We start from the raw sequence: 20215 nt of genomic DNA on the forward strand, positions 1-20215 counted from the left end.
ATCTCGGACGTGTGGGGTGATGTCGATCAGGTGACGTACCAGCGCTTCCTCGACGAGGCGCACGTCTACTGGCGCGGCCATCTCGCCCCGGCCCACGGCGACCAGCTCGTCGTCGCCGACGGCAGCCACCGCGACCCCCGCGCGCTGATCCGGGTCCTCACCCTCGCCAACGCCGTCCGCCGGCTGCACCCCGCCCGGCTGGTCCTCATCGGCCCGGCGCCCGCCGACGGCGCCGAGGCCGACGCGGCGCCGCTGGCCGCGCTCGCCGCCGCGTACGCCGTCGACGAGGTCGTCGACCTCGCCGGCCGGACCGACCGGCAGGTCACCGCCCTCGCCGCGCGCGCGGCCGGCGCCGCCGCGCCGCCGGTCGAGGTGCACGGGCTGACCCCGTACGTCGACACCGGCTACCGCCGCCGCGGCGGCGGCCCGCTGACCCCGCTGCGCCGCACCGCCCCCGAGTACCAGCTCGCCGCCCTGCGCGCCCGCGCCCGCGCGGCCGTCTACGACGAGATCCTCGCCGCGGGCCGCCCGGTCGCGCTCGTCGCCGTCGACCCGACCGACGACCACGCCGGCCTCGCGGTGCGGGCCGCCCGGCGCGCCCACGTCCCGGTGCTGACCGTCGTGCCGCGCGGCGGGCTGCGGGCGTACTGCCTGTTCCCGGGTCACGGCGACCCGGCGGTCCCGTACGCCGAGGCGCTCCAGCCGCTGGTCGGCGAGTTCTTCGGCCGCCACGTCTGGTCCCGGCGCGCCGAGCTGGCCGAGGCCGCCGACCGCACCGTGTGGCGGGTCGGGCGCGGGCTGGACCGCCCGGTCGGGCGCCGCCCCGACGCCGTCGAGCTGGCCGACCCGGCGGCCCGCCGGCAGGTGCGCGCGCACGTCGCCGCCCGGTACGGCCTGCGCCCCGACCGGCCGACCGTCGTGGTCGCCCACCGGCCGGTCACCGAGGCGCCGACCGGCATCGCCGACGAGGTCGCGGACTGGTACGCCCGGACCGCGCAGTACGCCCACGAGCTGCCCGCCGCCAACTGGCTCCTGCTCGACCACCCCGCCCAGGACGACCGCACCGGCAGCGTCGCCGCGCTGGCCGCGTACCACTCCGACGCCGGCCACCTGCGGTTCCTGCCCGGCGGTACCCTCAGCCGCAACGCCCTGCTCAGCCTCGCCGACCTGGCCGTCGTGCTGCACGGCCGGCTGCCGGCCACGCTCGCCGGGTACGGACTGCCGGTCCTCGCCGCCGGGCGCGGCCCGTGGGGCGACTGCGGCTTCACCACCGCCGTCGCCGACCCCGCCGGGTACGCCGACCAGCTCGCCGACGGCGTGACCGCGCTGACCGCCGGCCATCCGCCGGTGCGGGGCGGGCAGGTGGCCCGCGCGCGGCTGTGGCGCTGGCTGACCGAGGCCGGCGCGGACGTGGCCTCCGGGCTCGTGCCGCACTGGGACCTGTGGCCCGCCGAGCACCTGCTGCGGGCGATGACCGTCCACCTGCGCCAGGTCGAGCCCGACGGCGAGCCGGTGTTCGCCGCCGTCGCCCGGATGTTCGCCCAGCGCCAGCCGATGCTCACCCGGCTGGACCTCGCCGCGCCGGGCCAGTCCCGGCGCGCGGCGGCACCCGCGGTGCCGCACACCCGGGCCCCCGACCCGGGACCGGTGGCCGGCACCGCGCACCGGGCCGGGGCCGCGGCGGTGGCCGAGTGAGCGCCCGCGGCGCGGCCGGCGCCCACTTCGCCACGCGCTTCGACGGTCCGGTCGCCGCGCTGGCGGTACCCGGCGCCGTGGGCTCCGGCGACGCCGGGGCGCTGGCCGTGGTGGACCAGGTGGTCCGCGGGCGTACGGTGGTCGGTCGCTGCCTGGCGGCGGGCGCGCTGGTCGGCGTCCGGGTCGCCGCGGCCGACCGGCCGCTGCAGGTCACCGTCGCGCTGCGCTGGGACCGCGGCGCGGCGGACTGGACCGACCCGGCCGGCCGCGACGCCGACCTGCCCCGGCTGCTGGTGGTCGGCGCCTCGGGCGGCGCGCGGCGCGGGGTCCTGCTGTCGCGGTACCGGCGCGGGGCGGCCGAGGTGCGGGCGCGGGTCCGCCTCGGGGTACCGGCCGGCGCGGTCCCCGACGACGGCCTCCTGGTGATCGACTTCACCGACGGCGCCGCGCGGCTGCCGGCGGCGCTCGCGCCCGCCTTCGCCGCCGCCGGGCCGGTCGGCGTGCGGATCGACCGGGTGGACGTCACGCCCGGCGGCCCCCACGCCGCCGATACCCGCGCCGCCGCAGCCCGCGACGCCCGCGACGCCGCCCTCGCCGACGCCGCGGCCGACGCCGACGCCGGTCCCGTGGACGGCCGGTCCGCCGAGTGGTCCGGCCTGGTCAGCTCCGGCGGCCTGCGCGGCGAGGCGACCCAGCGCACCGGCGCGGCGCACAGCCCGTACCTCGTCGTGAACCCGCCGCCCGGCCGGCCGCTGCGCTGCCGGCTGCGCGGGGCGCTGCTGCCCTCCCGGATCGGCGGCGGCACGGCGCCGGCCCGGGTCGCCCAGGCCGTCGAGGGCGCGCTGCGGCGCGCCCTGCCGGCGGCCGCCCGACCGGTGCCGGCCGCGGACCTGGTGGTCCGCGCCGTCGGCCTGGGCGACGGCGCGGCCGTGCCCGTCGAGCTGGTTGCCGACGGCGGCGACCTGACCGCCGTGGTGCCGGCGACCGACTCCGGGCCGGTCCTGCTGGCCGCCGGGCTGCGGTACGAACTGCCGCGCCGCACCCGCCTGGTCACGGAGCTGGTCGACTGCGGCACCGACGGGCCGGCGGCGTAGCGCCGGCCCGGTCACCTCAGGTCAGGGTCCAGGTGTCGCCGGCGTGCAGCAGCGCGGTGAGCTGCTGCCGCGGCGTGCTGGTGACCGGGATGCGGGCCTCGGCCACCTGCTGCCGGACCGTGTCGTCGTAGGTGGGCCGGGGCACGTCCCGGAACACCCCGACGGGCGTGTGCCGCAGGTCCGGCCGCGGCAGCCGGGACAGCGCGAACGCGTACGACGGGTCGGCGATCCCGGTGTCGTGGACCACGATGTCGGCCTCGGCGACCGCCTCGGTGGGCCGCACCTCCAGCCCGAACCCGCCCGCCGTGCGCGCCACGCACCACTGCCCCTCGGCGCCGAACACCAGGGGCCGGCCGTGCTCCAGGCGCAGCAGGAAGTCGTCCCGGGTGTCGGCGTCCTTGAGCGGCTCGAACGCCCCGTCGTTGAAGATGTTGCAGTTCTGGTAGATCTCCACCAGCGCCGAGCCCGGGTGCGCGGCGGCGGCGCGCAGCACGCTCTGGAGGTGTCGGCGGTCGGAGTCGATCGTCCGGGCGACGAACGACGCCTCGGCGCCCAGCGCCAGCGACACCGGGTTGAACGGGGCGTCCGCCGAGCCGGCCGGCGTCGACTTGGTGATCTTGCCAGCCTCGGAGGTCGGCGAGTACTGGCCCTTGGTCAGCCCGTAGATCTGGTTGTTGAACAGCAGGATCTTCAGGTTGACGTTGCGCCGCAGCGCGTGGATCAGGTGGTTGCCCCCGATCGACAGCGCGTCGCCGTCGCCGGTGATCACCCACACCGACAGGTCGGGCCGGGTGACCGACAGTCCGGTGGCGATCGCCGGGGCGCGGCCGTGGATCGAGTGCATCCCGTAGGTGTTCAGGTAGTACGGGAACCGCGACGAGCAGCCGATCCCCGACAGGAAGACGATCTTCTCCCGGGCGATCCCCAGCTCGGGCAGGAAGCCCTGGACGGCGGCCAGGATCGCGTAGTCCCCGCAGCCGGGGCACCAGCGGACCTCCTGGTCGCTCTTGAAGTCCTTCATGGTCAGCGTGACCGGCACGGGCGCCGCGCCGTTGACCCGGGTCGACTCAGACATCGGCGACGACCTCCAGCAGCGCGGTCTCCAGCTCGGCGGCGGTGAACGGCAGCCCGCGCACCTGGTGGTACGGAACCGTGTCGACCAGGTACCGCGCCCGGATCACCGTGGAGAGCTGGCCGAGGTTCATCTCCGGGACCACCACCTTGTCGTACCGCCGCAGCACGTCGCCCAGGTTGCCCGGCAGCGGCGCCAGGTGCCGCAGGTGCGCCTGCGCCACGGCGTGGCCGCCCTGGCGCAGCCGCCGGCAGGCGGCCCCGATCGGCCCGTACGTCGAGCCCCAGCCCAGGACGAGGACCCGCGCGGCGGCGCCCGGGTCCGCCACCTCCACGTCCGGTACCCGGATCGCCTCGATCCGGGCGGCCCGGGTGCGGACCATGTGGTCGTGGTTGGCCGGGTCGTACGAGATCGCCCCGGTCTTGTCCGCCTTCTCCAGCCCGCCGATGCGGTGCTCCAGGCCGGGCGTGCCCGGCACGGCCCACGGGCGGGCCAGCGTCACCGGGTCCCGCAGGTAGGGCAGGAAGGTGCCGTCCGGGCCGTTGGGCTCGGTGGCGAAGGCGACCCGCAGGTCGGGCAGGTCGGCGACCTCGGGCAGCCGCCACGGCTCGGACCCGTTGGCGACGTAGTTGTCCGACAGCAGGATCACCGGCGTGCGGTGGGTCAGCGCGATCCGGCACGCCTCGATCGCGGCGTCGAAGCAGTCCGCGGGCGAGCGCGGGGCGATCACCGCCACCGGCGCCTCGCCGTGCCGCCCGAACAGCGCCATGTGCAGGTCCGCCTGCTCGGTCTTGGTCGGCAGGCCGGTGGAGGGGCCGGCCCGCTGGACATCGACGATGACCAGCGGCAGCTCCAGCATCAGCGCCAGGGAGATCGTCTCGCCCTTGAGCGCCACGCCCGGGCCGCTGGTGGTGGTGACCCCGAGAGCCCCGCCGTACGCGGCGCCGACGGCCGCGCCGACCGCGGCGATCTCGTCCTCGGCCTGCATGGTGACGACGCCCAGGTCCTTGTGCCGGCTGAGCGCGTGCAGGATGTCCGAGGCCGGGGTGATCGGGTACGCGCCCAGGAACAGCGGCAGCTCCGACTGGACCGAGGCGGCCACCAGCCCGAGGGCGAGCGCGGCGTTGCCGGTGATGTTGCGGTACGTGCCGGCCGGCAGCGGCGCGGGCGCCACCTCGTACCGGACACTGAAGCTCTCCGTCGTCTCGCCGAAGTTCCAGCCCGCCTTGAACGCGGCGATGTTCGCCGTCACCAGGTCGGGCCGCTTGGCGAACTTGCGCTCCAGGAAGCGCAGCGTCGACTCGTAGGGCCGCGAGTACATCCACGACAGCAGCCCGAGGGCGAACATGTTCTTGGCCCGCTCGGCGTCCTTCTTCGACACCTCGTGGACGGCCAGCGCGTCGATCGTCATGCTGGCCAGCGCCGCGCCGTGCACGTGGTACGACCCGAGCGAGCCGTCCTCCAGCGGGTTGGCCGCGTAGCCGACCTTCTTGAGGTTGCGCGGGGTGAACTCGTCGGTGTTGACGATGATCGTCGCGCCGGGCTCCAGGTCGTCGATGTTGGCCTTGAGGGCGGCCGGGTTCATCGCCACCAGCACGTCCGGCTTGTCGCCCGGGGTGAGGATGTCGTACTCCGCGAAGTGCACCTGGAAGCTGGACACCCCGGGCAGGGTGCCGGCGGGCGCCCGGATCTCGGCGGGGAAGTTCGGCAGGGTCGAGATGTCGTTGCCGAGCTGCGCGGTCTCGGAGGTGAACCGGTCGCCGGTGAGCTGCATACCGTCGCCCGAGTCGCCCGCGAACCGGATGATGACCCGCTCCAGCCTGGCGACCGGTTTGGCGGCCCGTCTGGCGCCGGTGGCCGGTTCGCCGCTGATGTCCGATACCTGTGTCACCGGTACCCGCGCCTCCTGCCTTGTGGCTCCCCGACCACGCCGGACCGGGGGTCCCCGGCCGCGCGGGCTGGGGCGCGGTCGGGGGCTTCTTAGGAAAGCCTACGTCGCCGCCGCCCGCCGCGGTCGTCCCGGGTGTCCGCCCCCGCACCTGCCGCTGTTCGCCCCGGAATCCGCCCGTGACCCAGGTCACCGCGCCCGCACGCCCGGCCGGTCCGGCGCCGCGATCGAGTGGCGAGCGTCACGGGTCGGGTTGTCGCGGGACGGCCGCCGGGTGGCGCGGGCGTGGTCGAGTGAGGAGGAGTCGGACGTTCGCCTGTGGACTACGGCGGCGGTCGGCCATCCCCTCACCGAAAGGTTGTGGAATGCGAAGAAAATCAGTTCTTGTCGGCGTGGTCGGCGCGGCGCTGGTGTGCGGCACCCTCGCCGGTCCCTCGGCCGCGGGCGCGGCCCCCGCCGCCGGTGCGCCACCCGCTCGCCCGTCGGCCGCGGGCGGCCACGACACCACCAGTCCGGCCGAGGCGCGCCGGGTCGACGGCGTGGCGACGCCGCACGTGCGCTGGCAGCCCTGCCGCGAGTCCTTCGAGTGCGCCCACGTCGCCCTGCCCGCCGACTACGACCGGCCCGGCGGCCCGCTGGTGAAGGTCGGCCTGCTGCGGTCGCCCGCCACCGACCCCGCGCGGCGGATCGGCTCACTGTTGATCAACCCCGGCGGCCCGGGCGGCTCGGGCATGGACATGGCCCAGGTCCTGACCGGGATGCTGGCGCCGGAGATGAGGGCCCGCTTCGACCTCGTCGGCTTCGACCCGCGCGGCGTCGGCGAGAGCGAGCGGCTGGACTGCCTGCCCGACGACGCCGCCCGGGACAAGATTCTCGCCGCCTACGTCGCCGCCCCGGTGCCCGTCACCGACGCCCAGCGCCGGAGCCGGACGGGCGCCGCGAGGGCGATCGCCGCCGGCTGCGCCGAGGCCGGCCGGCGGACCGTCGCCGGAATGCACACCGCCCAGGTGGCCCGGGACATGGACGTGCTGCGCCGCGCCCTCGGCGACGCCAGGCTCAACTACCTCGGGTTCTCCTACGGCTCGATCCTCGGCCAGTACTACGCCGCGATGTTCCCCGACCGGTTCCGCGCGCTGGCGATCGACGGGGTGGTCGACAGCCGGGACTGGATCGGCGTGGGCGGCCAGCGCCGCCGGCCCGTGTTCGACCGGATCGGCAGCGCCCCGGCCTCCGAGCGGGCCGTCCAGGAGTTCCTGCGGCGCTGCCGCGCGGCCGGGGCGGCCCGGTGCCCGCTGGCCGGCGTCGGCGACCCCGCCGCGGTGTACGAGGACATCGCCGTCCGCCTGCGGGCCAAGCCCGTCGAGGTGGGCGGGGCGCCCTTCGGCTACCAGGAGTTCGTGCAGCTCGCCGTCATGGTCGCCTATGCCCCGGAGTTCCTCCAGCAGTACGACACGGCGCTGCTGGGCCTGTACCACCTGACCCACCCCGCCGACGCCCGGACCCGCGCGGCCGCGTCGACGGCGCTCGACGCCCTCGTCCGCCGCACCGGGCTGCGGGACACCCCCGACTTCCGCGGGCTGGAGGCGACGTACGGCGTGATGTGCGGGGACGCCGGGCACACCAGCGACCTGCGCCGGTGGCCGGCCCTGGCCGACGACGCCGCGCGGCGGGCCGGCCACACCGGCCGGTTGCGGGCCTGGCAGGACGACATCTGCGCCGCCGACGTGTGGGCGGCGCCGGCCCGGGACCGGTACACCGGAGCGCCCCACCGCCGGACCGCCGCGCCGGTCCTGGTCTCGGGCAACACCTGGGACCCGGCCACGGCGCGCGAGAACGCCTTCACCGTCGCCCGGGAACTGGCCGGCAGCTACCTGCTGGACACTGACGCCTGGGGGCACCTGTCCTACCTGGCCTCGGGGTGCGCGCGCGAGGCGATCGACGCGTACCTGCTGACGGGCGCCCGCCCGCCGGCCGCGCAGTGCCGGGACGCCTGGCAGCCCTTCCAGGACCGCCGCGCCGCGACCCCGCCCGCCCCGTTCGCGCGGACGCCGCTGCTCTGACCCGACTGCTCTGACCCGACTGCGCTGACCCGACCCACGCGCCGCCCCGGCGCCGCGGACACCGCGGCCCGGGGCGGCCGCGGGTTACGCTGCGCCCGTGACGTACCTCGGCAGCTACGCGACCCTGGGCCTGCTGCTGGTCGTCGGCGCCGCGGCGTTCGTGGGCGCCTTCGCCCTGAACCGGGTGCTCCGGCCGGCCCGCCCCGCCGAACCGGCGGGCAAGCGCACCCCGTACGAGTGCGGCCTCGACCCCGTCGGCGGCGACTGGGCGCAGACGCAGATCCGCTACTACCTGTACGCCTACCTCTACGTCCTGTTCGCCGTGGAGAGCGTCTTCCTCTTTCCCTGGGCCGTCGTGTTCGACCGCCCGGGGTTCGGCGGCCCGGCCGTGGCCGAGATGGGCCTGTTCGTCGGCATCCTGGCCCTCGGCCTGGCCTACGCGTGGCGCAGGGGCGCACTGCGCTGGCAGTGAGCCCCTGCGGTCCGACCTCGGCCGGCGGCGGTCCGTCGACCGGGCGGCGTTTCAGTCGATCAGGTAGATCGTGAACAGCTCGCGGCTCTGCTGGGTGCGGGCGGCCCGGACCATGTTCTGGGCGTTGCGGGGGTAGCGGGTCTCGACGCCGAGGTACTTGCCGGTGTGGGCGGACTGGAGCGCGACCAGGCCGGCCTCGTCCTTGAAGTAGAAGACGAACGCGGTGTCGTCGCCGAGCTTCGGCGCGGCGGCGCGGACCATGCCGGCGAGCTTGTCCTTGGCCCGCGGCTCGGTGCGGACGTACTGGCCGACGGCCGTCGAGCGGATGTACCCGTGGACCTTCGTGGCGGTGTCCCCGTCGACCGGTTCCAGGCAGATCTCGAAGCGCTGCCGGGAGTTGGTGGTCTTCTGGGTGGCGCGCAGCATGTTCTTGGTCGAGCCCTGGAAGCTCGTCTCCGGGACGACGAACTTCTTCGTGGCGTTGTGCCGGATGTAGAGGTTCTTGGTGCACGCGTCGCCGCTGTGCCGCAGCATCTCGGCCGTGAGGGGCCTGAGCTGGGGGGCGGCCGAGGCCGGGGCGCCCGCGAGCGCGCCGGTCGTGGTGGCGGCGGCGACGATGACCGCGGTGGCGGCGTGGCGGAGGTTCACGGGGGTGGCGCTCCATTCTGGAAGGTCGGGTCACCCGTACGGGTGTGGCCGTGCCCGACCACCCAACCAAGCCGCCGCCGCCTTGTCCAACGGATCGACATGTTCGTCGGGTTTCGGACAGTGGTCGCCGCCCAGGCGGTCAGGCCAGGGCGCGCCGGGCCACCGCCGGCTGGCGGTCGCCGCGGATGGCCGCCACCAGGTCCAGGACCTCGCGCGTCTCCCTGACCTGGTGGGCCCGGACGACCCGCGCCCCCAGCCACACCGACACGGCCGTCGCCGCGACGGTACCGGTCAGCCGCCGGTCGACGGGCCGGTCGAGGGCCTCGCCGATGAAGTCCTTGTGGGACAGTGCGACCAGGACCGGCCAGCCGGTCGCGACGAGTTCGCCGAGGCGCCGGGTCAGCTCCAGCGAGTGGCGGGTGTTCTTGCCGAAGTCGTGCGCCGGGTCGATCAGGATCCCGTCGCGCCGGACCCCGAGGGCGAGTGCCCGCTCGGCCAGCCCCAGCACCGTCCGCCGGACGTCGGCCACGACGTCGTCGAACGCGGCGCGGTGCGGCCGGGTCCGCGGCCGCAGTCCGCCGGCGTGGGAGCAGACCAGCCCGGCGCCGGTGCGGGCCGCGACGGCGGCCAGGTCCGGGTCGGCCCCCGCCCAGGTGTCGTTGATCAGGTCGGCGCCCGCGGCGACCGCCTCCGCGGCCACCTCGGCCCGCCAGGTGTCGATCGAGATCACCACGTCGGGGAAGCGCGCCCGGACGGCGGCGACGGTGGCCACGGTACGGCGGATCTCCTCGGCGGCGTCGACGGCGGCCCCGGGGCCGGCCTTGACCCCGCCGATGTCGATGATGTCGGCGCCCTCGGCCACCGCCGCCTCGACCGCGCGCAGGGCCGCGTCGTCGGCGAAGGTCGCCCCGCGGTCGTAGAAGGAGTCGGGCGTCCGGTTCACGATCGCCATCACCGCCAGCTCCGCCGGGCCGAACGTGCGCCGGCCGAGCCGCAGCGGTTCCCCCATGCGATCTTCTCCTCATCCAGTCGGGTGGCGCGGTCGCCGGGACGCGGCGCTCGTGCCACGATCAGCCTATGGGTCAGTATCTGCTCGGAGTGGTCGCGGCGTTGACGGTGGGCGCCATCGTGTTCGCGGTGGCGGCGATGGTGACCGGCTCCGACCCGGGGCTGGGCGCGGCGGAGCCCGACGGCCGGGCGGTCCCGCTGCCGACCGACCGCCCGCTGGCGGAGGCGGACCTGGGAGCCGTCCGCTTCGACACCGCCCCGCGCGGCTACCGGATGGCCCAGGTCGACCGGGCGCTGGCGCGGGCGGCCTACGACATCGGGTACAAGGACGAGATGATCGGCATCCTGGAGGCCGAGGTCGCGGCCCTGCGCGACGGCCGCGGGGCGGAGGCCGACGCGCTGCGGGAGACTCGCGACGGGGCGCAGCGGGCCGCGGCGGCGGCCGCGGGGCTTCCGGCGACGGTCCCGGCCGCGGTGGTGCCGGCGGCCGCGGCGTCCCCGGCGGCGGGAGCGCCGGCCCCCGCCGCGCCGGCCGTTGCCGGGCGGGTCGCCGAGGCGGCGACGGCTGAGACTCCGACCGCTGAGATTCCGACCGCTGAGATTCCGACGGCTGAGGTCCCGGCCGCTGAGATTCCGGTAACGGAGACCGCGACCGCCGGGGCGCCGGCCGGCGCGGCGCGGGCTGGGGCGCCGCCCGGTACCGGGGCAGCCTCCTCCGGCGGCGCCGCCGCGCCGGGCGGGGACGGCGGTCCCACGCCGGGCGCCGCACCGGCCGGCGGCGGGTCCGCCGCGCGCTCCGGCGGCTCGGCGGGGCCGGCCTGATGGCCGCCGCGGAGGACCTGGGGTCGGCGGCGGCGCCCGGCGGCGGGGAGGTCACGGCGCGGGCGATCGTGCGGGCGCCGGCCGCGGTGGTGTTCGCCGCGTTCGTGGACTGGGAGCGGCAGAGCCAGTGGATCCCGTTCACCCGGGTGCGGGTGGTCGACGGCGACGGCGGCGAGGGCAGCGAGGTGGAGGCGGTCACCGCGGTCGGGCCGGCCGTGCTCCGGGACCGGATGCGGGTGGTGCGCCTGGACCCGCCGTACGAGGTACGGGTGGTCCACTTCGGGCGGGTGCTGCGGGGTCCGGGCGTGTTCCGCTGTACGCCGATGCGGGACGACCGCACGCAGATCGTGCTGCACGAGTGGTTCCACCTGCCCTCCTCGGTGACGCGGGTGCTCTGGCCGGTGGCGTGGCCGGTCTCGAAGCTGTCGCTGGCGCAGGCGCTGTCCCGGTTCGTGCGCAACGTCGAGGCGGAGCACGGCGGGCCGGCCCGCTGATCACGGACCCGCGGACCGGATCCGGCCGCGGCGCGGTCCGCGGGTGCGTGATCGGCCGTAACAGGCCGCGGACTGTCGGCGGACGCGGCTAACCTGCCGCCATGACCGAGGAAGAACCGCCCCGCCCGGCCGCGTCCCGCCCGGCCGAGGCCCGTCCGACGGCGGCGCGCCCCGCCGAGGTCGTCGTCGGGGCCGACGGGCGGCCGCGCTGCCCCTGGGGCTCCCGGCCGGCCGCCTACGTCGCATACCACGACGAGGAGTGGGGCCGGCCGCTGCGCGGCGACGACGCGCTGTTCGAGCGGCTCGCGCTGGAGGCGTTCCAGGCAGGGCTGTCCTGGCTGACGATCCTCCTGCGCCGGCCGGCGTTCCGCACGGCCTTCGCCGGGTTCGACCTCGCCGCCGTCGCGCGGTTCGGCACCGAGGACGTCGACCGCCTCCTCGCCGACCCGGGGATCATCCGCAACCGGGCCAAGATCGAGGCGACCGTCGCCAACGCGCGGGTCGCGCTGGCCCAGCCGGAGGGCCTGTCGGCGCTCCTGTGGTCGTACGCCCCACCGGCCCGGCCGCGCCCGGCGGCGCTCGCCGACGTGCCGGCGGTGACGCCGGAGTCGACGGCGTTGGCCAAGGAGCTGAAGCGGCGCGGCTTCCGGTTCGTCGGCCCCACGACCGCGTACGCGCTGATGCAGGCCACCGGCATGGTCGACGACCACCTGGCCGCCTGTCACGTGCCGCCCGGGACCGTGGTGTGATGGCGGACATGGCCACAGGCGCACCATCCCGTACCTGGCTCGTCAGCGTCGACCTGCCCATCGAGGCCGCGTCCCCGACCGAGGCGGCGCGCCAGTTCTGGCAGTACGTCGCCGAACTCGGTCCGGCGCAGCTACCGGTCTTCGTCGCCCCCAGTGACGACGAGCTGTCGCTGCGGGCCTACGTCGCGGGCGCGGAGGTGAACCTCGACCCGGAGGAGGACGACTGACCCGGCGTGAGCCGGAGAGCCGTCCGGGCCGGACGCGGGCGGGCCAGGCCGGGCGGCCGCGCGGGCCGCGCAGCGGCGGGTCCCGCACCTGGTGCCACGACGGTGGCGCCACGCTATGCAGCGGACGACCAGGGATCGTATGGTGTCAATGTCCTGGTGCCGCGCGCGCCGACAGCGCCAGCGCACGGAAGGACCCCACCCACCGCTCCCGGAGGTACTGGCACATGACGCTGCCGCGCACCCGTCGGATCCTGTCCGCACTCGCCGCCGCCGCACTCGCCGCGGCCGCCCTCACGACTCCCGCCCTCACGACTCCCGCCCACGCCGCGACCGGGGGCACCTTCGTCGCCACCGGCGACCACCTCATCGCGGGCGACTACGTCGTCGCCCTCGACGACGCCGCGGCCCGCCGGGCGCCGGTCCCCGCCACGGCGGCCCGGCTCGCGGCGGAGTTCGGCGGCACCGTCGGCTTCACCTACGAGCACGGCCTGCGCGGGTTCCAGTTCCGCGGCGACGCCGCGGCCGCCCGCCGCCTCGCCGCCCGGCCGGGCGTCCGGTACGTGGCGCAGAGCCACCTGATGCGGGCGGCCGGCGGCGGTTCGCAGAGCAGCCCGGTCTGGGGCCTGGACCGCACCGACCAGCGCAAGCTGCCGCTGGACAAGAAGTACAGCTACCCGACCGACGGCACCGGCGTGACCGCGTACATCGTGGACACCGGCATCCACTTCACGCACACGGAGTTCGGCGGCCGGGCCGTCAAGGGACTCGACGTCATCACCGAGGGCGGCGACGCCAAGGACTGCCACAGCCACGGCACGCACGTGGCCGGCACCGTCGGCGGCAAGACGTACGGCATCGCCAAGAACGTCAAGCTCGTCGCCGTCCGCGTGCTCGACTGCAACGGCTCCGGTCCCGACGCGGGCGTGGCCAAGGCGATCGACTGGATCACCGCCAACGCCACCGGCCCGTCCGTCGTGAACATGAGCATCGGCGGCGACCCGTTCGCGCCGATCGACGACGCGATGACGGCGGCGATGGCCAAGGGCGTCCACTTCGCGGTGGCCGCCGGCAACGGCGACGCCGCGGGCCGCCCGCAGGACGCGTGCAACTACACCCCCGCGCGGGTCGGCGGCGCCGTGACGGTGGCCGCGAGCGACACCCGCGACCGGTCGGCGAGCTTCACCAACTACGGCAAGTGCGTCGACATCTACGGCCCCGGCGTCGGCGTGAAGTCGGCGACCCACACCAGCAACACCGCCACCGGCACCAAGGACGGCACCTCGATGGCCACGCCGCACGTCGCCGGGGTGATGGCGGCGATGCTGGAGAAGGAGCCCACGCTGACCCCGCAGCAGCTCCACGACGCGGTCGCCGCGGCGGCCACGCCGGGCGTCATCACCGGCGCCGGCAGCAACACCCCGAACAAGCTGCTCTACCTCGGGGCCCGCTGAGCGCCCGGACGCACGCAGAAGCGCGGCCCACCGCCACGGTCGGCCGCGCTTCTCCGTACCACCCCACCGGCGTCTTCACCACCGTCGCGGTCCATCATCCCCGCGGCGGCCGATCCCCAAACCCGGACCGGTCAGCGGCCCTCGAAGGTCGGCTTCCGCTTCTGGACGAAGGCCTCGGTGGCCGCCCGGTGGTCGCCGGTCGCGCCGCAGATCATCTGCGCCTGCGCCTCGGCGGCCAGCGCGTCGGACAGGGTGCTCGTGTCGCCGACGGCGAGCTGCCGCTTGATCGCCCCGTACGCGATCGTCGGGCCGGCCGCCAGCCGCGCCGCGAACTCCTGGGCCATCGGCAGGACCTCGTCGTCGCCGCCGACCAGCTTGGTGAGCAGGCCCAGCCGGTGGGCGTCCACGGCGTTGACCGGCTCGGCGAGCATCAGCAGCTCGGTGGCCTTGGCGTGGCCGACCAACTTCGGCAGCGACCAGGAGATGCCGGTGTCGCCGGCCAGGCCGACGTTGGCGAACGCCATCAGGAACGAGGTCGACGGCCCGCCGATGCGGAAGTCGGCGAGCAGCGCCAGCGACGCGCCCGCGCCCGCGGCCATGCCGCGCACGGCGGCGACCACGGGCCTGGGCAGGTTGCCCATCTCGTGCGCGATCGGGTTGTAGTGCTCGCGGACGGTGGCCAGCGGGTCGCCGTCCGCGCGGCCCAGCGTCTGGGCGTGCTCGCGCAGGTCCTGGCCGACACAGAACGCCCGGCCGGTACCCGTCAGGACGACGGCCCGGCACGACCGGTCGGCCGCGATCTCGTGCAGTGCCTCCCGCAGGGCGAGCTTGAGGGAGACGTCGAGGGCGTTCATCGAGTCGGGGCGGTGCAGCGTCAGGGTGGTGACCCCGTCGGTGCGCTCCACGAGCAGCGGTGCGGCGTCCTGCGCGGCAGCAGTCATGTCACGGTCCTTCCGAGCGAGTCAGACAGGTCCCAACGTACCGGTCCGCCGCACCTCGCAGGCGTCCGGCGTGTGCGTCGAAGAAGCGCGCCGCGGCGGTTCCGGGCCACGGTCGGGGGAGCAGGTCGGCCGGCAGCGCCGGGTCCCGGAACAGGAAGGCCCGCCACGCGTGCACCAGGCGGCAGCGCGCGGCGTAGGCCGCTTCGTCCGGCCCGTCGGCGCCGACGGCCGTCACGACCGGTGTGAGCGAGGCCACGAAGCCGTCGTACGCGGCGGCCAGCGCGGCCAGGTCCCACGCGTCGCGGACCAGGCCCGCCGCCCCGGCGGCGCCGCCGGTGTGGGCGGCGCGCAGCCGCTGGTGGCCGACACCGGCCTCGGCGAGCACGACGTCGACCTCGTCGCCGGGCCGGGCCGCCACCCAGGTGAGGTCGGCCAGCGGCGCGTACCCCTGGAAGGCCAGCGCGGCACCGAGCCGGCGGCGCACCGGCCGGGTGACCGGCCCGGCGACGATCACCAGGTCGAACGCGCCGTCCCAGCCGGGGTCGGCGGTGCGGTAGATCCGGGCGGCGGCCTCGTCGAGCCGCCGGGTGCCGCGCGGCGTGAGCGCGTACCCGGGCCCCTCGGCGAGCCGGACGGGCGCGAGCCAGCCCTGCCGGACCATCCGGGAGACCCCGGTGCGCACCGCCGGGCCGGACACCCCGAGAGGGGCGAGGAGTCGCACGAGCGCGGCGACCGCGGCGCGTCCGCCGCGCGGTCGCAGATAATCGCCGTACACGTCGAACAGCGCCGAACGTGCCTGCATGAGCGCAGATTGTGACAGCCACGCCGGAATTCCGCTACAAGCCGTGACCAGATCGGCCCGCCGGTTTGGGTGTGCGGGCAGTCATCAGGGAAAATCATGGGTCGATGCGCGCTCGACCAGTTCGGTGCGGGTCGCGACACGGGCGTCTGGGGCCGGCCCAGGCGTCCGGTACAGGTGAGGGGAGACACGGATGGCGGCGATGAAGCCGCGGACGGGCGACGGTCCGCTGGAGGTCACCAAGGAGGGCCGGGGCATCGTCATGCGGGTGCCGCTGGAGGGTGGCGGCCGGCTGGTGGTCGAGATGACGCCCGACGAGGCCACCGCGCTGGGCGAGGCGCTGCGCGAGGCCGTGCACTGAATCATCGGCGGCTCCGGGCCGCCTGAAACGCATGGTCGCCTGACCGGGTGGTTGCCGCCCGTACCGCAGGCGTGGCTCGCCGGTGCGCCCGAGTACCGGCGAGTCTGTCTCCGTGTCCGGGTGCCCTCGGGGCGGGCCGAAATCCACGAGTGAAGCGGGAGTTTGCTGGGTGCTCACCATTCGTACGGCGCCGCCGCGCGCGGTCAGCGGAGTGCTGGCGGTCACCGTCGGCGGGGACGGCGTCGACCGCGCCGCCCTCCCGGCGGACCTCGCCCACGCGGTCCGGGCGCTGCTCGACGGCGCCGACCAGCCCGGTCGGGCCGGCGCGGTCCAGCGGCTTCCCCGGCCCCTGGCGCGGCCGGCGACGCTGCTGCTCGCGGGGGTCGGCGACGGTACCGAGGCGGACTGGCGGGCGGCCGGGGCCGCCCTGGCCCGCACCGGCGCGGCGCCCTTCACCGTGGCGGTGCCGGCGGACGCGCCGGCCGAGGCGGTCCGGGGCCTGGCCGAGGGCCTGATGCTGGCCTCGTACCGGTTCGTGGCCGAGAAGCGCGCGCCGAAGGACGCGGCGGTCACCCTCGCGCTGGCCGACCCGGACCGGTACGCCGACGCGCTGGCGACCGCCGCGGCCACCGCCGCGGCGACGGCGCTGGCCCGGGACCTGACCAACACGCCGTCCTCGCGCAAGAACCCCGCGTGGTTCGCCCAGCAGGCGCGCCGCGCGGCGGCGGACGCGCCGCACACGCAGGTCCGGGTGTGGGAGCCGGCGGCGCTCGCCGAGGAGGGCTTCGGCGCCCTGCTGGCCGTCGGCGGCGGCTCGGCGACCCCGCCGCGCCTGGTGGAGGTGCAGTACCGCCCGCGCGGCGCGAAGACCCACGTCGTGCTCGTCGGCAAGGGGATCACCTTCGACACCGGCGGCTTGTCGATCAAGCCGGCGGACGCGATGAAGCTCATGCGCAAGGACATGGGGGGCGCGGCGGCCGTCCTCGGCGCCACGGTCGGCGCGGCCGCGCTGCGGTTGCCGGTGCGGATCACGGCGGTGCTCCCGCTCGCGGAGAACGCCGTCAGCGGCGACGCCTACCGGCCCGGCGACGTGCTCACCCACTACGACGGCCGGACCAGCGAGATCACCAACACCGACGCCGAGGGCCGGCTCGTGCTCGCCGACGCGCTCGGCTACGCGGTCCGCCGGCTGCGGCCCGACGTGCTCGTGGACCTGGCCACCCTGACCGGCGCCAACGCGATCGCGCTCGGCAAGCGGCACGCCGCGCTGTACAGCGACGACGACGAGCTGGCCGGGGCGCTGGCGGCGGCCGGCGCGGCGGCCGGGGAGCGGGCGTGGCGGATGCCGCTGCCCGCCGACTACGTGGAGTACCTGAGCAGCGACCTGGCCGACCTGTTCCCGGCGCCGGAGCGCGGGGCGGGCTCGGTGGTGGCGGCGCTGTACCTGCGCGAGTTCACCGGCGAGCTGCGCGACCGCTGGGCGCACTTCGACATGTCGGCGCCGTCCTGGTCGGACGCGGCCGAGGGCGAGCTGACCAAGGGCGCCACGGGCTGGGGCGTGCGTACCCTGCTGCGCTGGCTCGCCACCGCCTGAGGCGGCCGCCCCGGCGCGGGGCCGCCTCAGGCGGCGCCCGGCGGGCGCTAGCGGTCCTCGCGGCGGACGGCCGTGAGTAGGCCCGCGCCCAGCGGGAGCAGCGCCGGCACCCACACGTCGGAGTCGCGCACGGCGCGCAGCAGTTCGCGCAGGGCCACCGTGTCCGGGTCCCGGGCGGTGGGGTCGTCGACCCGCCCGCCGACGAGGACACCGTGGACGGCCAGGATGCCGCCGGGGCGCAGCAGCCGCTCGGCGGCGCCGACGCCGGTGACCGTCTCGGTGGGCTCGGCGTCGAGGAAGACCATGTCGTACGCCCCGTCGGCCAGCCGGGGCAGCACGTCCTGCGCCCGACCGGTGATCATGCGGGTGCGGGACGGGGCGTAGCCCGCCTCGGCGAACAGCCGCCGGGCCAGCCGCTGGTGCTCGGACTCCAGGTCGATAGTGGTCAGTACGCCGTCGGGGCGCATACCGTGCAGCAGCCAGAGGCCGCTGGCGCCGGTACCCGTGCCGATCTCGACCACTGCCCGGGCCTCGCGGACGGCGGCGAGCAGGCGCAGCACCGCCCCGACGTCGGCGCCGATCGCGGGCGTGCCGATCTCGTCGGCGAGCAGCCGGGCGGTCTGCCGCACCGCGTCCTCTGTGGCGTACGCCTCCACGAATTGCACCCGCCGAGCCTAGTGCACGCCGGCACCGGCCAGGACATGTGGATCTTGATCGGGGTGCGCCGCCGACGATCCATCGGACAAAAAGAACGAACGTTGCGAAAGTGGTCGGTGGGGGTGGCGTGGCCAGTGAGGCGCACGGCCCCGGCGGAAGGCCCGCCCCGCGCCCGGCCGCCGTGCCACCATGGTCCCGGGCCGGCAGTCGACGGGGAAAGGGCGGACCGGCAGGTGACTGATGTCGATCGCGCCGACGCGCCCCCGCGTCCGGGGGCGCTGCCGTCGGCGGACCCGGCGGACGCCGCGGCGGGTGCGTCTGCGGCGCCGCTGCCGGACATTGCCGGGGCACTGCCGCTGTTCGCCGAGTTCCGCGCGCTGACCCCCGGAACCCCGCCGGCCGGCCCGACGGTCGACCTGCGCCCCACCGCGGACGCCACCGACCCACCAGCACCCGCGCTCCCCGACGGCGGCGCCGCGCCGGCCGCCGCCCCCGCACCCGCCGCCACCGGTGCCGCCGCGCCGGCCGGCATCGCGCCGGCCTGGCTCGGGGCCGTGGTCGTCGTCGCCCTGGCGGCCGGGTTCGTCGGCGGCGCGGCCGGCTACCTCGGCGCCCGCGGCGCCACCGGCGCCCTGCTGGGTGACCGCAGCCGCGCGAGAACCCCGGCGCCCGGCAGCGTCGCCGCCGCGGTCGCGGCGGTCCGGCCCAGCGTCGTCACGGTGCGGACCACGGACGCCGACGGCGCCAACGTCGGCTCGGGCTTCCTGCTCAGCGGCGCCGGCCACGTGCTGACCAACGACCACGTGCTCGGTACGGGGGCCGGCACGGTCCAGGTCACCCTGGCCGGCGGCGCGGTCACCGGCGCCCGGGTGGTCGGGGTCGACCGCGAGGCCGACCTCGCCGTCCTCCAGGTCCAGGACGCCCGGGGCCGCCGGCCGGCCCGGCTCGGCGACCCGGCCGCGCTGGCCGTCGGGGACCCCGTCCTGGCCTTCGGCTCCCCGCTGGCGCTGACCGACACCGTCACCGCGGGCATCGTCAGCGCCCTGGACCGCCCGCTGCGCACCGGGGGCGACGCCGGGGAGCAGGTGCGCTACTACGCGGCGATCCAGACCGACGCCGCCGTCAACCAGGGCAATTCGGGTGGACCGCTGGTGGACGCGGCCGGCCGGGTGGTCGGCGTCAACGCGGTGATCCAGTCCGTGGCCGGGCGGCAGGAGGCCGGCAGCATCGGCCTGGCGTTCGCGATCCCGATCGACCAGGCGCGCCGGGTGGCCGGGGAGATCATCGCCTCGGGCAGCGCCCGCCGGACGGTGTTCGGGGCGGACGTGACCGACGTCGTCGGCAGCCCCGGCGTCCAGCTCGGCGCGGTCGCCGCGGGCGGCCCGGCGCGGCGGGCGGGCCTGCGGGCGGGCGACATCGTGACCCGGCTGGACGGCCGGGCGCTGGAGGGTGCCGTCGACCTGATCGCCCTCGTCCGCCGCCGGGCGCCGGGCGAGGCGGTGTCGGTGGGGTACGACCGGGGCGCGCTCGCCCGTACCGTCTCCGTCCGGCTGGCCGCCGGCCGCGGCTAGCCTGCCGGGTCGGGCGATCGCCGCGCCGGGTGCCCCCGTGGTGAGATGGGTGGGAGCGGACGGCCGGTCACCGGCCCGGGGGAGGACGGCGCGTGTTCGAGAACCTGAACTGGTGGGAGCTGCTGGCGCTGCTCGTCCTCGCCTTCCTGATCTTCGGCGAGAAGCTGCCCAAAGTCATCGGGGACGGCCTGCGGATGGTGCGCAACCTGCGCCAGATGGCCCGCAACGCCACCGGCGACCTGGGGCGGGAGCTGGGCACCGACCTCACCCTGGAGGACCTGCACCCCAAGACCCTGATCCGCAAGCACCTGCTCAGCGAGGAGGACGAGCAGGCGCTCCGGCAGCCGCTCGACGGGCTCGTCAAGGACCTGCGCGGCCACGGCGGCGACGTGCGGGACACCATGGAGGGTGCCCGCTCGCACCTGCGCGACGCGGTCGAGGAGGCACGCCCGCGGTCGGAGGCGACGGTCCGCACGGTCCCCCCCGCCGACCCGGCGGGCACGTCGCCCGGGTCGGCGGCGGCGCCGCGGGCGCGGGACTTCGACGCGACCTGAGCGGGCGACCGCCTGTGGCCGGGGCGGCCGAAGTAAGGGCGGCCGGCTGGAGTACAGG

At 76.4% G+C, this 20215-nt stretch carries 19 protein-coding genes and 1 pseudogene; 13 read left to right on the plus strand and 7 right to left on the minus strand.

Annotated elements, in window-relative coordinates; all coding sequences use genetic code 11:
- Positions 1 to 9 precede the first annotated feature (9 nt).
- Together IEY75_RS11740 and IEY75_RS11745 are read left to right on the plus strand one after the other, a co-directional pair.
- Entirely contained in the window at positions 10 to 1695 is a 1686-nt protein-coding gene (locus tag IEY75_RS11740; protein WP_189114320.1) for a hypothetical protein, read from the plus strand.
- Positions 1692 to 2789, plus strand: a complete 1098-nt coding sequence (locus tag IEY75_RS11745; RefSeq protein WP_189114321.1) for a hypothetical protein — start codon at positions 1692 to 1694, stop codon at positions 2787 to 2789. Before IEY75_RS11740 ends, IEY75_RS11745 begins: the two co-directional genes overlap by 4 nt.
- 16 nt (positions 2790 to 2805) lie before the next feature.
- On the opposite strand, the gene IEY75_RS11750 is transcribed toward IEY75_RS11745, so the two are convergent.
- Together IEY75_RS11750 and IEY75_RS11755 are read right to left on the minus strand one after the other, a co-directional pair.
- Positions 2806 to 3864: a 2-oxoacid:ferredoxin oxidoreductase subunit beta gene (locus tag IEY75_RS11750; protein WP_189114322.1), complete on the minus strand. Its 1059-nt coding sequence runs from the start codon at positions 3862 to 3864 to the stop codon at positions 2806 to 2808.
- Positions 3857 to 5680, minus strand: a complete 1824-nt coding sequence (locus IEY75_RS11755; protein WP_373290265.1) for a 2-oxoacid:acceptor oxidoreductase subunit alpha — start codon at positions 5678 to 5680, stop codon at positions 3857 to 3859. The genes IEY75_RS11750 and IEY75_RS11755 overlap by 8 nt, the downstream gene beginning before the upstream one ends.
- 434 nt (positions 5681 to 6114) lie before the next feature.
- Between IEY75_RS11755 and IEY75_RS11760 the strand changes: the two genes are divergently transcribed.
- On the plus strand, positions 6115 to 7809 hold the full coding sequence (locus IEY75_RS11760; RefSeq protein ID WP_189114324.1) for an alpha/beta fold hydrolase: 1695 nt from the start codon (positions 6115 to 6117) through the stop codon (positions 7807 to 7809).
- A gap of 97 nt (positions 7810 to 7906) precedes the next feature.
- A complete protein-coding gene (locus tag IEY75_RS11765; RefSeq protein WP_189114325.1) occupies positions 7907 to 8281 on the plus strand; it encodes an NADH-quinone oxidoreductase subunit A in 375 nt (124 codons plus the stop codon).
- Between the two features lie 51 nt (positions 8282 to 8332).
- Here the strand turns inward: IEY75_RS11765 and IEY75_RS11770 are convergent, their stop codons facing one another.
- Both IEY75_RS11770 and folP read right to left on the minus strand, forming a co-directional pair.
- Complete coding sequence (locus IEY75_RS11770; protein ID WP_189114326.1) at positions 8333 to 8929, minus strand: hypothetical protein; 597 nt, start codon at positions 8927 to 8929, stop codon at positions 8333 to 8335.
- Between the two features lie 139 nt (positions 8930 to 9068).
- On the minus strand, positions 9069 to 9938 hold the full coding sequence (gene folP / locus IEY75_RS11775) for a dihydropteroate synthase (protein WP_189114327.1): 870 nt from the start codon (positions 9936 to 9938) through the stop codon (positions 9069 to 9071).
- Between the two features lie 68 nt (positions 9939 to 10006).
- On the opposite strand from folP, the gene IEY75_RS11780 reads away from it, so the two are divergent.
- The 5 genes and pseudogenes from IEY75_RS11780 (at position 10007) to IEY75_RS11800 (ending at position 13680) form a co-directional block, all read left to right on the plus strand.
- Positions 10007 to 10759 carry a DivIVA domain-containing protein gene (locus tag IEY75_RS11780; RefSeq protein ID WP_189114328.1) on the plus strand — a complete coding sequence of 251 codons (753 nt, stop codon included), beginning with the start codon at positions 10007 to 10009 and terminating at the stop codon, positions 10757 to 10759.
- Positions 10759 to 11253, plus strand: coding sequence for an SRPBCC family protein (locus IEY75_RS11785; RefSeq protein WP_189114329.1), 495 nt, complete (start codon positions 10759 to 10761; stop codon positions 11251 to 11253). Before IEY75_RS11780 ends, IEY75_RS11785 begins: the two co-directional genes overlap by 1 nt.
- Before the next feature lie 101 nt (positions 11254 to 11354).
- Positions 11355 to 12002, plus strand: a complete 648-nt coding sequence (locus IEY75_RS11790) for a DNA-3-methyladenine glycosylase I (RefSeq protein ID WP_189114330.1) — start codon at positions 11355 to 11357, stop codon at positions 12000 to 12002.
- 23 nt (positions 12003 to 12025) lie between these two features.
- Positions 12026 to 12229, plus strand: a pseudogene (locus IEY75_RS11795) (hypothetical protein); the annotation flags it as partial.
- Positions 12230 to 12453: 224 nt separating this feature from the next.
- Positions 12454 to 13680, plus strand: a complete 1227-nt coding sequence (locus IEY75_RS11800) for a S8 family peptidase (protein WP_189114331.1) — start codon at positions 12454 to 12456, stop codon at positions 13678 to 13680.
- 131 nt (positions 13681 to 13811) lie between these two features.
- On the opposite strand, the gene IEY75_RS11805 is transcribed toward IEY75_RS11800, so the two are convergent.
- Together IEY75_RS11805 and IEY75_RS11810 are read right to left on the minus strand one after the other, a co-directional pair.
- Positions 13812 to 14621: an enoyl-CoA hydratase-related protein gene (locus IEY75_RS11805; protein ID WP_189114332.1), complete on the minus strand. Its 810-nt coding sequence runs from the start codon at positions 14619 to 14621 to the stop codon at positions 13812 to 13814.
- 1 nt (position 14622) lies between these two features.
- Positions 14623 to 15423 carry a PaaX family transcriptional regulator gene (locus tag IEY75_RS11810; protein WP_189114333.1) on the minus strand — a complete coding sequence of 267 codons (801 nt, stop codon included), beginning with the start codon at positions 15421 to 15423 and terminating at the stop codon, positions 14623 to 14625.
- A 190-nt stretch (positions 15424 to 15613) separates the two neighbouring features.
- Between IEY75_RS11810 and IEY75_RS11815 the strand changes: the two genes are divergently transcribed.
- Both IEY75_RS11815 and IEY75_RS11820 read left to right on the plus strand, forming a co-directional pair.
- Entirely contained in the window at positions 15614 to 15781 is a 168-nt protein-coding gene (locus IEY75_RS11815) for a DUF3117 domain-containing protein (protein ID WP_189114334.1), read from the plus strand.
- A gap of 211 nt (positions 15782 to 15992) precedes the next feature.
- Complete coding sequence (locus tag IEY75_RS11820) at positions 15993 to 17375, plus strand: leucyl aminopeptidase family protein (protein WP_229789611.1); 1383 nt, start codon at positions 15993 to 15995, stop codon at positions 17373 to 17375.
- A 47-nt stretch (positions 17376 to 17422) separates the two neighbouring features.
- Here the strand turns inward: IEY75_RS11820 and IEY75_RS11825 are convergent, their stop codons facing one another.
- Positions 17423 to 18040, minus strand: coding sequence for an O-methyltransferase (locus IEY75_RS11825; protein ID WP_229789581.1), 618 nt, complete (start codon positions 18038 to 18040; stop codon positions 17423 to 17425).
- A gap of 225 nt (positions 18041 to 18265) precedes the next feature.
- On the opposite strand from IEY75_RS11825, the gene IEY75_RS11830 reads away from it, so the two are divergent.
- Both IEY75_RS11830 and IEY75_RS21405 read left to right on the plus strand, forming a co-directional pair.
- On the plus strand, positions 18266 to 19603 hold the full coding sequence (locus IEY75_RS11830; protein ID WP_229789583.1) for a S1C family serine protease: 1338 nt from the start codon (positions 18266 to 18268) through the stop codon (positions 19601 to 19603).
- A 92-nt stretch (positions 19604 to 19695) separates the two neighbouring features.
- Positions 19696 to 20157, plus strand: coding sequence for a twin-arginine translocase TatA/TatE family subunit (locus IEY75_RS21405; RefSeq protein WP_189114336.1), 462 nt, complete (start codon positions 19696 to 19698; stop codon positions 20155 to 20157).
- The last annotated feature ends 58 nt before the right edge of the window (positions 20158 to 20215 follow it).

It is taken from the genome of Pilimelia terevasa, from assembly GCF_014647915.1.
GTDB classification, from domain to species: domain Bacteria; phylum Actinomycetota; class Actinomycetes; order Mycobacteriales; family Micromonosporaceae; genus Pilimelia; species Pilimelia terevasa.

Excerpts from the sequence above, each read along its gene's own strand:
- IEY75_RS11750 (WP_189114322.1), bottom strand. The coding sequence starts at position 3,864 with ATGTCTGAGTCGACCCGGGTCAACGGCGCGGCGCCCGTGCCGGTCACG.
- IEY75_RS11760 (WP_189114324.1), top strand. The coding sequence starts at position 6,115 with ATGCGAAGAAAATCAGTTCTTGTCGGCGTGGTCGGCGCGGCGCTGGTG.
- folP (WP_189114327.1), bottom strand. The coding sequence starts at position 9,938 with ATGGGGGAACCGCTGCGGCTCGGCCGGCGCACGTTCGGCCCGGCGGAG.
- IEY75_RS11780 (WP_189114328.1), top strand. The coding sequence starts at position 10,007 with ATGGGTCAGTATCTGCTCGGAGTGGTCGCGGCGTTGACGGTGGGCGCC.
- IEY75_RS11785 (WP_189114329.1), top strand. The coding sequence starts at position 10,759 with ATGGCCGCCGCGGAGGACCTGGGGTCGGCGGCGGCGCCCGGCGGCGGG.
- IEY75_RS11790 (WP_189114330.1), top strand. The coding sequence starts at position 11,355 with ATGACCGAGGAAGAACCGCCCCGCCCGGCCGCGTCCCGCCCGGCCGAG.
- IEY75_RS11800 (WP_189114331.1), top strand. The coding sequence starts at position 12,454 with ATGACGCTGCCGCGCACCCGTCGGATCCTGTCCGCACTCGCCGCCGCC.
- IEY75_RS11805 (WP_189114332.1), bottom strand. The coding sequence starts at position 14,621 with ATGACTGCTGCCGCGCAGGACGCCGCACCGCTGCTCGTGGAGCGCACC.
- IEY75_RS11810 (WP_189114333.1), bottom strand. The coding sequence starts at position 15,423 with ATGCAGGCACGTTCGGCGCTGTTCGACGTGTACGGCGATTATCTGCGA.
- IEY75_RS11815 (WP_189114334.1), top strand. The coding sequence starts at position 15,614 with ATGGCGGCGATGAAGCCGCGGACGGGCGACGGTCCGCTGGAGGTCACC.